Below are 12,670 nucleotides of genomic sequence, written 5' to 3' on the forward strand. Positions count from 1 at the left end.
GTGGATAAGCTGTTTTAAAGGTATAAATAGTGAACAAACACTAGCAGAAGCCGTCAACACCACCTAAGGCGATGGTTTAGAGATGACAACAAAAAGCGGCCCTTAAAGCCGCTTCTAAAATCATCTCTTCAATAAGGAGTTATTCGTGAGATCCATCTCGAAGGTAAATTAACCAGTACCAAATGCCAACAAAAACACCCCCACCGATGATATTGCCAATCGTCACGGGTAATAGGTTATTGATCAAAAAACCCATTAAGTTAAGGTCTGCGTAGTCGGCAATATTGGCACCCGTCATCTGCCAAAACTCAGCGGGTGCAAAATATTTGATCCCAATTGCCATCGGAACTTGGAACATATTAGCGATACAGTGCTCAAAACCCGCGGCGACAAACATAGCGACAGGTAAAATCATCACCATAATTTTGTCAGTCAAGGTACGACCACTGAAAGTCATCCAGACCGCCACACACACCAACACATTACACATAATGCCAAGCGCTACTGCCTGCATAAACTCGTGATGCAATTTATGCTGAGAAATGGCCATCGCATTGAGGCCAACTTGTCCACCATCAAACATATATTGTTTGGAAACAAGCATACAAGCGACAAGCATCAGCGCACCAGCAAGGTTGCCAAAATAGACGATGACCCAGTTTTTAATCAACATGCTCCAAGAAATTTTGCCACTCGCACGTGCAACCAAAGTCAGCACTGAACTAGTGAATAACTCACCACCGGTGACCACCACCAGAATAAGACCTAAGCTAAACGCAAAGCCGCCGATAAAACGGCTCAGACCCCAAGCCATATCGCCAGTTCCTGTCGTCACTGTAGTGTAAAAAACGAAAGCAATACCGATATGAATGCCAGCAGAAATGGCAAGAAGGAAAGACTTCATCGGATCTTTCGTCGCTTTTCCAACGCCAGTTTCTGCGGCGCGCTCTGCCATTTGCGGTGGCAATAGGGAATCAAATTGGTTTAAGTTCATGGCAAGTAACATTTTGAAACAAGTTATATAAGGCGCGGATAATCGCTCCATTCCTATGACAATTCAAGAGCTATTTTCTATGTTTACAAAAAATGTGTTTAGCGTGATGAAAATCATAAAAATTTATTGATAGCCCATATCCAGCGTCTTCTATAGATAGCCACTCTCTTGCAAACCAATGATGAATATATACCCAAACAACTTGGAGTTGCAGGTAGGCGGCAAGTGAGTGAGTCCCCATGAGCATAGGCAAACTATGTGATTGGGGTGAACGAACGTAGCCAACACCGCTGCAGCTTCAAGTAGGAAGGGTATAACTGTGTGAAATATCCCCAATTTGGTTGCAGATAACATTTCTTACAACAACTGATTGCAGCCAACAGCGCTGCCATCTATGGTGACAAAAAATCATTCACTATATAGGTGTCGAGATGAAATTTACTCAACAAAATATCGCCGAGCTCAATCTACTCCTCCAATTTGATTTAAGCAGCGCTGCGACTGGTATTAAAGTCCGTAATGATGCGTCTGACGACATGCAATCCGCCGTTCAACGTCTTTACGAAAAAGGTCTATGTACATTACCTGATGGTGGCTATTTGACGGATGAAGGCATCGAAGTGGCCGAGCATGCAGAGCGCGTGCTGCGCGTTTTGAACTCTTAATCTAGCCTGCAAAGGCAGCCGAGACTCTGCTGGCTGCCTTGCCCCTTTAAAAAACCGCCCTTCTTTATTTGGCCATTGGCTCAATCCAACGTTGATAGGGCTGAATTCGATCATATCCCCAGTTAAACAGTGTGGTGTAGATAAAGAAAAAGGTCAGAAACCCAGCTTCCAAAATCAATGCATCCCACATCGATACGTCTAAAACCCAAGCGATCACCGGAATAGAAATAAAGACGAGCCCACCTTCAAAACCGGTCGTGTGTAACAAACGTAAGCTAACCGTACGCGCTAATCGGTTGGTACCAAACACTCGGTCGAACAAAACGTTGTATAGATAGTTCCACGCTACGGCAAATAGGCTCAAACCAATACCTATCATGGCTAAATCCCCCGTTCCCTGCCCTGTCACCAATGCGGAGATTGGAATAATTAACGCTAATGCGGTCACTTCAAACGTTATTGCATGGAAAAGACGCTCTTTCATCGACAGCTCTCTCATTGACATCATTTTTCTCCTCTTTATTCTTCGTCTGAGGTGTTGAATGGACTCATTTTCATCTATATTGAAGATACTAAAAAGTTAGATAGTATCGGTAAATGAGATATGTTGAGTATTGATCAGTTGCAAGCCTTCACCGCAACCGTTGAGAGTGGCTCTTTCTCCGGCGCGGCAAGACAGTTGGGCAAAGTTCAATCGGCCGTTAGCCAACACATCATCAATTTAGAAATTGATTGCGGTGTAGAACTGTTTGATCGCTCCGGCCGTTATCCACGATTAACCGCGCAAGGCGAACGACTTCTACCGTATGCGCAAGCGACGTTGCAGCAACATCAACGCTTAGCGCAACAAGCACAACTGCTTGCTTCATCACCCAATCAACAGCTTTCGCTCGCGATGGATGAAGGGATCCCGTTACAAGGGTTAACCCATTTATTCAAACAGTTAGCCACACAGTTTCCACACATTGAAATTGAATGTTTAAGTGCATCAAGTACCGATGTGATTGAGATGGTGGAACAAGGTCGCGCTAGCTGTGGGATCATCTTCAGTGAATTGGCCTTACCGAATAACCTTGATTTTGAAAATGTCGGTTCAATCCGTTTTGATGTTTATGTGGCCGCAGAGCATGAATTGGCTCAGCATCAAGCGCCCCATATCGATATGCTAAGATTGCATCGCCAACTCGTTATCCGCTCACGCAGCCATAAAACCAGCAGTTTCCATCAAGCCTTTAGCCCCGAGATATGGTACGCCGATAACTACTATCTATTATTAGAGATGGCGTTAAGCGGTTTAGGATGGTGTTTGCTGCCAAGCTATTTAGCCGAAAGTGAACAAGCGATGGGGAAATTAGTGCGTGTCCCTGTTGAGTTTGAACAGCTGGCTTGGTATACCAACATTGATGTCATTCAGCATCAGCGCATGAGCGCCGATCCTATCCATAAAATGGTCAGGCAGTTGTTGCGCCAGCTTAGTCCACTCACCGATGCCTGATCGGCATACAATCAATACAGGATGTACATTTTATGAGCACCATTACCCTCATTGGCGCAGGTTGGCTAGGCCTTCCTCTAGCGCAAGCTCTTACCGAAAACCACCAAGTCTACGCCAGCCGCACCCAAACGGCAGGAATGCTTGAGTTAACGCAACATGGCATCACAGGCTTTGTATGCGATCTTTCTCTGCGCGACCAAAGCTTATCGCAGCACTTTATTGCTCAAAAAAGTGAAATTGTGATAGGCAGCTTTCCACCCGGTTTTCGCAAGGGAAGAGGGCAAGAGTATGCGCAGCAGTGGCAATATTTAGTCGCACAAGCAAAGCTGGCTAATGTGCGTAAAATCGTCATGGTCAGCTCAACCAGCGTCTATCCTGACATTGCACAACCAATGAGTGAACAGGATGCCTCCTTGTCACTGGCGCAAAATGACTCAAACTTCAGTGAAGGAGCACGAATCATGTTGCAAGCCGAGCAACACGTTATCGATTCAGGGCTAGATTATGTCATTGTACGCTGTAGTGGCTTGATCGGACCAAAGCGTCATCCCTCACGATTTGCAGCGCGTTTGGCGCAAGTCAGCCGGCTTGCACCAGCTAATATGTTGCATCAAAAAGACGCCATTGGTGCACTGATTTTTGCCAGCGAAAAACTCTCCAAACAGGTCGTTAACGCCACCACACCACAAACCGTGAGTAAAGCTGAGTTTTATCAAGCCGCGTTGGCGGCCGCCGAGCTAGACTCACCATTGCCGCCAATTGTCGATATTGCAGACAAACGCATCTTAAGCGACAAGCTGAGCCAATTGGGCTATCAATTTCATTATTCACACACGTTAGAGGCACTGGCACTGAATGAGTAAACATCTCTACCAACACATTGAAACCTTGTGGCAGTACATGCAGATGAAGCATGAGCTCGTCGCGGCCGATATCATTATGGTGTTTTGCAGCAATGATTTGCGCGTGGCTGAGTATGCTGCACATTTGTACCAACAAAATCTGGCTCCCTACCTTCTTTTCTCTGGCGGACAAGGGCGTTTTACTGAGGGTAAATTTGCTAAAAGCGAAGCAGAAACCTTTGCTGACATAGCCAAAGATTGTGGCGTCCCAACCCACGCGATTTTACTGGAAAAAGAGGCGACTCACTCTGGAGAAAATGTACGATTTAGTCACCATCTATTGGCAGAAAAATCGATCACTGCGCAACGTATTATTGTGGTTCAAAAACCCTTCATGGAACGTCGTGCCTACGCCACATTTGTTAAGCAGTGGCCCGCCCCATTTGAGTCATTGATGGTGACCTCTAGCGGAGAGACATTTTTCGATTATCTTGATGAGGATTTCACCGTTGATGTTGTACTGAGTGCGCTATTAGACGATTTTGTGCGAGTCCGCGACTACCCAGCACAAGGATTTCAGATTGAGCAACCGATCCCAGACGATGTGACACTTGCTTACCAAGTTCTGAGTCAATTTGAGTGGTAACACAAGTTGTGGAGCATACAAAATAGATAGGGAGGCTTAAACCTCCCTATCGAATAATTTGTTCAAGGCGCAGAAGTAATGAATTTACTTACCCAAGGCTTCTTTATAGTGCTGACGACATACCGACACGTATTTATCGTTACCACCAATAGAGACTTGATCACCTTCGGCAATCGCCACTCCATGTTCGTCGGTGCGAATGACCATGTTCGCTTTACGGCCACAATGACAAATTGTTTTCAATTCCACCAGCTTATCGGCCCAAGAAAGTAGATATTTACTCCCTTCAAATAGCTCACCTAAAAAATCGGTACGCAAGCCATAGCACAGTACCGGAATGCCGATTTTATCGACCACTTCAGTCAATTGATAAACTTGCTCTTTGGTTAAGAATTGGCACTCATCAACCAAAATACAGTGACGCTTTTGTTGCTCGTGCAGTGCGTTGATCTCATCATACAAATTCGTTTCAGCGGTAAAAAGCTGGGCGTCTGATTCCAATCCTATTCTTGAACTTACTTTACCAACACCATAGCGGTCGTCGATGGCAGCGGTATAGATCACGGGCGTCATACCACGCTCTTGATAGTTGAAAGAAGATTGTAGAAGAGTGGTTGATTTACCTGCATTCATCGCAGAGTAATAGAAATACATTTGAGCCAAAAGAGAGATTCCTGTCACTAAGTCAATTGGCGAGAGAACAAGGTTCACTCAAATAAAAAAGGATAACCCTACGCAGGGGCAAAAAAGAGGGTGACTTGCGCCACCCTGTTACCGTTGCGTTTATTGCGCTTTTTCTTTTGCGACCGTGACCGCAATCGCCAACTCTTCGAGCGACGCTGGGTTAGCCAGACTCGGTGCATCCGTTAGCAAACAAGCGGCTGCGGTTGTTTTAGGGAAGGCAATCACATCGCGAATATTTTCCGTACCACACAACAGCATCACCAAACGATCAAGACCGAATGCAAGACCTGCGTGTGGTGGCGTACCAAATTTCAGCGCATCCAATAGGAAGCCAAATTTCAGTTGTTGCTCTTGCGCATCGATACCTAAAATCTCAAACACCACAGATTGCATTTCAGCATTGTGAATACGCACCGAGCCACCACCTACTTCATAGCCGTTTAATACCATGTCGTAAGCATTTGAATTTGCAACCGCTGGGTTGGCTTGCAGCTCTTGCGCGGTTAAGTTAAGTGGCGCGGTAAATGGGTGATGCATAGCATGCAAGTTACCTTCGTCATCTTCCTCAAACATTGGGAAATCAACAACCCATAGTGGAGCCCATGAATTTTCATTGGTGATCGCCAGATCTTTACCCAATTTCAAACGCAGCGCACCCAAGGCTTCAGTCACCACTTTTATTTTATCGGCACCAAACAAAATGATGTCGCCAGACTCAGCGTGAGTACGCGCCAAAATGCCTTCCACAATGTCAGCCGAAAGGAATTTCGCGACCGGAGATTGAACGCCCTCTAAGCCAGCAGCGCGATCATTGACTTTCATCCACGCCAAACCTTTCGCGCCATAAATACCAACAAACTCAGCGTAGCTATCAATTTGCTTACGAGTTAATGCCGCGCCACCCGGTACACGAATAACCGCCACGCGTCCTTTAGCATCATTAGCGGGACCAGAGAAAACATTGAAATCCACATCTTTTACAAGGTCTGCAACATCAACCAATTCCAGTGGGTTACGCAGATCCGGCTTGTCGCTACCATAGCGACGCATCGCTTCGCTGTATGGCATCACAGGGAAATCGCCTAGATCAACGTTTAGTAGTTCTAGCCACATGTTGCGAACCATTTTTTCGGTCACTTCACGCACTTGATCTGCCGTCATAAATGACGTTTCAATATCGATTTGAGTAAATTCTGGTTGACGGTCAGCACGTAAATCTTCATCACGGAAACATTTTACGATTTGATAGTAACGGTCAAAACCTGACATCATTAGCAACTGTTTAAACAGTTGTGGCGATTGAGGAAGTGCATAGAAACTGCCTTTGTGCACACGACTTGGTACTAAGTAATCACGCGCACCTTCTGGCGTTGCTTTCGTCAAAACTGGCGTTTCAATATCGAGGAAACCGTGTTCATCAAGGAAGCGGCGTACAAAGCTAGACGCTTTAGCACGCAGCTTAATACGATCACTCATTTCTGGACGGCGTAGATCTAAGTAACGATATTTTAGACGTTGCTCTTCTGAGTTCTTTTGGTTGAAATCCAGTGGTAAAACATCACTGCGGTTGATAATCGAAATCCCACTCGCGAGAATTTCTACTTCGCCAGTCGCCATCTCTTTATTTATTTGACTTTCTGGACGCGCGCGTACTTCACCAGTTAACTTAATGCAGAATTCATTACGCAGTTGGTTAGCTACTGCAAATACATCCGCCATATCTGGATCAACCACCACCTGAACGATGCCTTCACGATCTCGCATATCAATAAAGATAAGACCGCCTAAATCACGACGGCGATTAACCCAGCCGCACAACTCCACAGTTTGTCCTGCGAGGGACTTGTTCAGGTGACCACAATAATGGCTACGCATAATGAATTTCCCAATCTCTAATTAGTTATCAATTCTAAGCCGCTCAGCGTCATTATCTGAGCAGCGCAAAGTTCCATTTATACGCTGAAAGATGTGCAAAATCGACCTTCCAGAATACAATTTGTTGTGTTTTATCAAGGGTTGCTGCTTTTTAAATCAATAATCAACCAAAATAGCAACACCGCTGAGAAATTGCGGCTGATTATAGCGTTAAAATACCAAAATCATCAAAACTCTCGTAGAGTATTTATTTTTAGTAATGGATGAAAGGTCAGTATGATGAATTTACCACTGCGACTCGGCCTTACCATGTGGTCACACGCGGGCTGGCAAAGTACGTTTTACGGCGCGGGAACGCCTGCTGCGCAGCGTCTTGAAAAGTATGCGAGGGTTTTTCATACCGTAGAAGGCAACACTACTTTCTATGCGTCACCTTCCATGAACACAGTGCAGAACTGGCGCGCCGCCACTCATGATGATTTTCGGTTTACGTTCAAACTGCCCAAAGCTATTACCCACGAACATAAGCTCACTGGCTGCCAAGATCAGTTAAAAGATTTTATGATGCTCATGGAGCCTCTGCACTCTCGTGTTGGATTATGGACCATCCAACTGCCAGCTACTTTTAGCCCACAGCACTTAGAACAGTTGAAAAAATTCTGCGCCTATTTTCCCGCGGGTTTTCCACTGGGTGTTGAAGTGCGGCACCTTGAGTTTTTTGCTAAGGGAGAAGCTGAAAAAGCGCTCAATCAATGGTTAGTTGAATCGTCGATTGATCGAATCATTATGGATAGTCGTCCTATCTTTTCAGCCAAACCGACGACCGACGTCATCATTGATGCTCAGAAAAAGAAACCTAAAGTCCCTGTTCACGCCATTGCCACGGCACAAACGCCGATGATCCGTTTTATCGGCCACCCAGAATTAGAGGCCAATTACCCCTTTTTTGAAGCGTGGATGACCAAACTGCCACATTGGATCGAACAAGGAAAACAACCTTATCTTATGGTCCACACGCCAGACAATATTGAAGCCCCATTATTAGCCACCGAGCTATACCAACAGCTGCAACAACGACTCACATTACCTACATTGACAACATTTCCAGCCCAAGATGACCAACACCAAATCACCCTATTTTGATGATCGCGTGCGAGGTTAATGACACGCGCACACTTTTCTCTTAGAATGTGCGCCTTTTTTAAGGTAGTGCAGCCGTCAGCACTACTTGTTGCGCGCCGCTATGAGGTACACCATGAGCCATCATAAAGACATCATCTTTTCTGCCCCAATCGATAAGATTGGTGATTTCACCTTTGATGAACGAGTTGCTGAAGTCTTCCCTGATATGATTCAGCGCTCTGTGCCGGGGTACAGCAATATTATCTCTGCAATCGGCATGTTAGCTGAGCGCTTTGTTAAGCCACACTCTACCATTTACGATTTGGGTTGCTCTTTAGGGGCGGCTACGCTTTCGATGCGTCGTCATATTCGCCAAGAAGGTTGTAAAATTGTAGCGGTTGATAATTCGCCTGCTATGGTTGAGCGTTGTAAACTGCACATTAACGCCTATCGTTCGGATACGCCTGTCGAGGTAATTGAAGCCGACATCCGTGAGATTGAAATTCATGATGCCTCAGTAGTGGTGCTCAATTTTACGCTGCAATTTCTATCGCCAGAAGATAGGCTAGCACTGCTTGAAAAAATCTACGTGGGTCTTCGCCCCGGTGGCATACTGATTTTATCTGAAAAGTACATTTTTGAAGATGAAACGGCGCATGATCTGCTAATTGACCTTCATCATGATTTCAAGCGAGCCAATGGTTACAGCGAATTAGAAATCAGTCAAAAACGCAGTGCGATTGAAAATGTGATGCGCCCAGACTCCATCACAACACATAAAGCTCGCTTTAAACACATTGGCTTTTCAAGTTATGAAGTGTGGTTCCAGTGTTTCAACTTTGGCTCGATGTTCGCTATTAAATAATAGAATGACATTTTAGCTCTTTTCCCTAGAAGGGCCAAAACCTGACCAGCCATTTATCTAGGATCTTTTTACCTAATCTAGGAATACGCTTTGCATGTTTAACTTTGCCAATTTTTATCAACTGATCGCTCAAGATACCCGTCTTCAACCTTGGCTAAACGTTTTGCCACAGCAGTTGACGGACTGGCAAAATGCAGAGCATGGCGACTTTGACCGCTGGGTTCGTGCGTTAAATAAAATCCCCTCGGGTACACCTGAGCTGATCGAGCTCAAACAGTCAGTCACTCTCTCAAATAGCACACCGCTGACGTTAGGCGAACAGAAAAAATTAGAAAGTTTGCTTAAAACTTTTCATCCTTGGCGCAAAGGCCCTTATCACTTACATGGTATCCACATCGACACTGAGTGGCGATCCGATTGGAAATGGGACCGCGTATTGCCCCACATTTCACCGCTGAAAGACCGTTCCGTGCTGGATGTCGGCTGTGGTAATGGTTATCACATGTGGCGTATGCTTGGCGAAGGTGCTCGCCTGTGTGTGGGTATCGACCCTTCGCACCTGTTTTTAGTGCAGTTTGAAGCGGTGCGTAAACTATTGGGTGATGACCAACGTGCTCATCTTCTGCCACTAGGCATTGAACAGTTACCCGAATTGAACGCCTTTGATACCGTATTTAGCATGGGTGTCCTATACCATCGCCGCTCACCGCTAGATCATCTGATCCAATTGAAAAATCAGTTGGTCACAGGGGGCGAATTGATTCTTGAGACGCTGGTGATTGAAGGCGATGAAAATGCGGTGTTGGTCCCTGTCGACCGCTACGCACAAATGCGTAACGTCTATTTTTTCCCTTCCGCCAAAGCGCTCAAAGTGTGGCTTGAGAAATGTGGTTTTGGTGACGTGCGTATCGTTGATGAAAGCGTCACCTCTGTTGATGAACAACGAACAACTCAATGGATGACGCACAACTCATTGCCCGACTATCTTGACCCAAACGACCCAAGCAAAACCGTAGAAGGGTATCCCGCACCACGACGCGCTATTTTGGTAGCAAAAAAACTATAATTGACACAGTTTTAACGCTTGGCTAGGCGTATAATACTACCCTTGTCAAAGGATGCCGTACGCATCCTTTTTTATCAGCTAAATTTTGTTAGCTAAACTTCGGTTTATCCGTATTCATTCATTACAAACACATAAGGTCGCAAATGTTTAAGTCTGTAGCCCCCGTCATTGCCATTGCCTTACTGTCAGGTTGCACTCTAACCAATGGTGAACAATACCACCAAGCTACCCTCGCAGCGATTCAAGCTTCCGAATCGAACCTCAGCAACACAATGACCAACCTTGAGCTTCAGCTAAGTAACCAGAATGATTACATTGAAAGCCTTGAAAACCAAATATCAAAACTCGATCGAAAACTAACAAAACTTAAGCAGATCACGACCAATACCCAACAAAAACGTGTAGAAGCAACCAGTAATGATGATGTGATAATTCCAGTCGCTACACCCTCTATTCAAAAATCACGATATGACGTCATTTTAGGTGAAGTCGAAAAAGTCACGATTGATTCGATCAAACAAACCTTCGATGCTCGAGTTGATACAGGGGCCGCCACCTCTTCGCTCAATGCGATTGATATTGAAGAGTTTGAACGTAATGGGAAAAACTGGGTGCGCTTTCATCTTTCCGATGGAGATAGAGCAACAGACGAGAGTAACTGGATTGAATCACCCATTATTCGCTACGTTAAAATTCGCCAATCGACCAACGATGAGATGGAACGCAGAGCCGTTGTTGAGCTGTGGGTAAAATTAGGCAGTATTCACGAAAAAGCACAGTTCACCTTGGCTGATCGCTCTCAAATGAGCCATCCTATTCTTCTAGGCCGCGAGTTTATTCGTGATATCGCGTTAGTCGATGTCAGTCGCAAGTACATCCAAACCGAAACTAAATAGTAGCAAGGACATTTATGACGTCACGAGTTCCATTTTATCTATCCGTTTTATTGCTGATAGTGGCGGGAATCACACTGAGTGTAGTTCGCCACCAAACTTACGGGGTGCCATGGACACCTGGAGAAACTCGCCAAATTTGGGATATTGAAGCACGCGTCGAATTCAATGCGTTAGGTAAAGAAGCCAAAGTCTCTTTGGCCGCACCTCATACTCAAGATGGGTATACCTTAATCAATGAATCGTCATCGTCGCCGGGTTATGGCGTCGCTTACGTTACGACTGACACAGGCAAACGTGTTGAATGGTCAATCCGCAAAGCAACTGGCCCACAAACTATTTACTATAAAAGCCAATTTTTAGTTGATCCCCAAGCGAAAGCAACACCTATCCCGCCGGTGGGTGATGTAGTTCAACCGACCTTTAACGGTCCAGAAGAAGCAGCAGCTATCGCATTAATTGAACGAGCGAATCAACGCTCGGCGGATAACATCACTTTTACCCGCGAACTGATTAAAAACCTCAATGACGCCGATAGCCAAAACGCCTCTTTGCTGCTTAATAAAATGAGCAAAGTGGACGCCACACAAAAACTGCTGTCATACTCTCAAATTCCCAATAAGGTCGTTGGTGTTATTCAGCTCGAAGATGGTCGCCGCCGTCAAACGATTCAACACATGAACGAAATATGGAATGGCGATCAGTGGGTGCTTTTTAACCCTGAAACGGGCACGCAGCCCAACCACCCTAACCTACTGGTTTGGGATGAATCCAACGTTTCACTGCTGGATGTCACGGGTGGACAAAATAGCCAAGTTCACTTCACTATGCTGTCTCAAGATGTTTCACCTCAAACGGCAACCAATAATAAAATTGAGGCCGACAAACTCTTAAACTTCTCTATTCACAGCTTACCGCTTGAAGAGCAAGCAATGTTCAAGACCATTATGTTGATCCCTATCGGCGCATTAATTGTGGTGTTCTTACGGGTGATTATTGGGCTAAAGACCTCAGGTACTTTCATGCCTGTACTGATCGCCGTAGCCTTTGTTCAAACTCAATTACTGACAGGTATCGTGGGCTTTCTGCTTATCGTCGGAACGGGTTTAATCATTCGTAGCTATTTATCGAAATTAAACCTGCTGCTGGTGGCACGAATATCGGCGGTGATCATCACTGTAATACTCATTATCTCTGTCTTCACGGTTGTTGCCTTTAAGATCGGCCTCACCGAAGGGTTATCCATTACTTTCTTCCCGATGATCATTCTATCTTGGACCATCGAACGCATGTCGATTCTGTGGGAAGAAGAAGGAGCAAAAGAGGTTATCTTACAAGGTGGCGGCTCACTGTTTACCTCAGTATTGATCTACTTAGGTATGACTAACTCTTATGTGCAACACCTAACCTTTAATTTTATTGGCTTACAGCTGATCGTATTGGCTGCCATTCTGCTATTGGGAACCTATACGGGCTACCGTTTAACTGAACTTCGCCGCTTTAAACCGTTAGCCGAGGAGTAA

At 45.3% G+C, this 12,670-nt stretch carries 13 protein-coding genes; 9 read left to right on the forward strand and 4 right to left on the reverse strand.

What is annotated here, in order from left to right; translation table 11 throughout:
* Positions 1-139 precede the first annotated feature (139 nt).
* A complete protein-coding gene (gene focA, locus PL85_RS15665; protein ID WP_026028023.1) occupies positions 140-994 on the reverse strand; it encodes a formate transporter FocA in 855 nt (284 codons plus the stop codon).
* A gap of 431 nt (positions 995-1,425) precedes the next feature.
* On the opposite strand from focA, the gene PL85_RS15670 reads away from it, so the two are divergent.
* The gene (locus PL85_RS15670) at positions 1,426-1,659 is read left to right on the forward strand and encodes a TIGR02647 family protein (protein ID WP_010318620.1); all 234 of its coding nucleotides are present in this window, start codon (positions 1,426-1,428) and stop codon (positions 1,657-1,659) included.
* Between the two features lie 64 nt (positions 1,660-1,723).
* On the opposite strand, the gene PL85_RS15675 is transcribed toward PL85_RS15670, so the two are convergent.
* Positions 1,724-2,167 carry a PACE efflux transporter gene (locus PL85_RS15675; RefSeq protein WP_094147084.1) on the reverse strand — a complete coding sequence of 148 codons (444 nt, stop codon included), beginning with the start codon at positions 2,165-2,167 and terminating at the stop codon, positions 1,724-1,726.
* Between the two features lie 96 nt (positions 2,168-2,263).
* Between PL85_RS15675 and PL85_RS15680 the strand changes: the two genes are divergently transcribed.
* The 3 genes from PL85_RS15680 to PL85_RS15690 are packed head-to-tail and all read left to right on the forward strand — an operon-like array spanning position 2,264 to position 4,642.
* Positions 2,264-3,154 carry a LysR family transcriptional regulator gene (locus tag PL85_RS15680; RefSeq protein WP_010318618.1) on the forward strand — a complete coding sequence of 297 codons (891 nt, stop codon included), beginning with the start codon at positions 2,264-2,266 and terminating at the stop codon, positions 3,152-3,154.
* A gap of 32 nt (positions 3,155-3,186) precedes the next feature.
* Positions 3,187-4,017, forward strand: coding sequence for an NAD(P)H-binding protein (locus PL85_RS15685; RefSeq protein ID WP_094147086.1), 831 nt, complete (start codon positions 3,187-3,189; stop codon positions 4,015-4,017).
* Positions 4,010-4,642: a YdcF family protein gene (locus tag PL85_RS15690; protein ID WP_094163656.1), complete on the forward strand. Its 633-nt coding sequence runs from the start codon at positions 4,010-4,012 to the stop codon at positions 4,640-4,642. The genes PL85_RS15685 and PL85_RS15690 overlap by 8 nt, the downstream gene beginning before the upstream one ends.
* A gap of 84 nt (positions 4,643-4,726) precedes the next feature.
* Here PL85_RS15690 and PL85_RS15695 read toward each other — a convergent pair whose 3' ends face one another.
* Both PL85_RS15695 and aspS read right to left on the reverse strand, forming a co-directional pair.
* The gene (locus PL85_RS15695) at positions 4,727-5,305 is read right to left on the reverse strand and encodes a thymidine kinase (protein WP_026027614.1); all 579 of its coding nucleotides are present in this window, start codon (positions 5,303-5,305) and stop codon (positions 4,727-4,729) included.
* A gap of 120 nt (positions 5,306-5,425) precedes the next feature.
* A complete protein-coding gene (aspS, locus tag PL85_RS15700) occupies positions 5,426-7,201 on the reverse strand; it encodes an aspartate--tRNA ligase (protein ID WP_115339714.1) in 1,776 nt (591 codons plus the stop codon).
* A 276-nt stretch (positions 7,202-7,477) separates the two neighbouring features.
* Here aspS and PL85_RS15705 point away from each other — a divergent pair, with 276 nt between their 5' ends.
* The 5 genes from PL85_RS15705 to PL85_RS15725 all read left to right on the forward strand — a co-directional run bounded on the left by PL85_RS15705 (position 7,478) and on the right by PL85_RS15725 (position 12,670).
* Positions 7,478-8,344 (forward strand): DUF72 domain-containing protein, encoded by an 867-nt coding sequence (locus PL85_RS15705; protein ID WP_115339713.1) that lies wholly within the window; start codon positions 7,478-7,480, stop codon positions 8,342-8,344.
* Positions 8,345-8,444: 100 nt separating this feature from the next.
* Positions 8,445-9,188, forward strand: a complete 744-nt coding sequence (gene cmoA / locus PL85_RS15710; protein ID WP_019282188.1) for a carboxy-S-adenosyl-L-methionine synthase CmoA — start codon at positions 8,445-8,447, stop codon at positions 9,186-9,188.
* A gap of 94 nt (positions 9,189-9,282) precedes the next feature.
* The gene (gene cmoB, locus PL85_RS15715; RefSeq protein ID WP_017043928.1) at positions 9,283-10,254 is read left to right on the forward strand and encodes a tRNA 5-methoxyuridine(34)/uridine 5-oxyacetic acid(34) synthase CmoB; all 972 of its coding nucleotides are present in this window, start codon (positions 9,283-9,285) and stop codon (positions 10,252-10,254) included.
* Positions 10,255-10,397: 143 nt separating this feature from the next.
* Entirely contained in the window at positions 10,398-11,150 is a 753-nt protein-coding gene (locus PL85_RS15720; RefSeq protein WP_026028024.1) for an ATP-dependent zinc protease family protein, read from the forward strand.
* 14 nt (positions 11,151-11,164) lie between these two features.
* Positions 11,165-12,670 (forward strand): inactive transglutaminase family protein, encoded by a 1,506-nt coding sequence (locus tag PL85_RS15725; protein ID WP_064625026.1) that lies wholly within the window; start codon positions 11,165-11,167, stop codon positions 12,668-12,670.

This window comes from Vibrio anguillarum (assembly GCF_001989995.2).
In the GTDB taxonomy this organism is placed as follows: Bacteria; Pseudomonadota; Gammaproteobacteria; order Enterobacterales; family Vibrionaceae; genus Vibrio; species Vibrio anguillarum.

Coding starts and splice junctions, on each gene's coding strand:
- PL85_RS15675 (WP_094147084.1), bottom strand. CDS start 2,167: ATGATGTCAATGAGAGAGCTGTCGATGAAAGAGCGTCTTTTCCATGCA.
- aspS (WP_115339714.1), bottom strand. CDS start 7,201: ATGCGTAGCCATTATTGTGGTCACCTGAACAAGTCCCTCGCAGGACAA.
- PL85_RS15720 (WP_026028024.1), top strand. CDS start 10,398: ATGTTTAAGTCTGTAGCCCCCGTCATTGCCATTGCCTTACTGTCAGGT.
- PL85_RS15670 (WP_010318620.1), top strand. CDS start 1,426: ATGAAATTTACTCAACAAAATATCGCCGAGCTCAATCTACTCCTCCAA.
- PL85_RS15725 (WP_064625026.1), top strand. CDS start 11,165: ATGACGTCACGAGTTCCATTTTATCTATCCGTTTTATTGCTGATAGTG.
- focA (WP_026028023.1), bottom strand. CDS start 994: ATGAACTTAAACCAATTTGATTCCCTATTGCCACCGCAAATGGCAGAG.
- cmoA (WP_019282188.1), top strand. CDS start 8,445: ATGAGGTACACCATGAGCCATCATAAAGACATCATCTTTTCTGCCCCA.
- PL85_RS15685 (WP_094147086.1), top strand. CDS start 3,187: ATGAGCACCATTACCCTCATTGGCGCAGGTTGGCTAGGCCTTCCTCTA.
- PL85_RS15680 (WP_010318618.1), top strand. CDS start 2,264: ATGTTGAGTATTGATCAGTTGCAAGCCTTCACCGCAACCGTTGAGAGT.
- cmoB (WP_017043928.1), top strand. CDS start 9,283: ATGTTTAACTTTGCCAATTTTTATCAACTGATCGCTCAAGATACCCGT.
- PL85_RS15690 (WP_094163656.1), top strand. CDS start 4,010: ATGAGTAAACATCTCTACCAACACATTGAAACCTTGTGGCAGTACATG.
- PL85_RS15705 (WP_115339713.1), top strand. CDS start 7,478: ATGATGAATTTACCACTGCGACTCGGCCTTACCATGTGGTCACACGCG.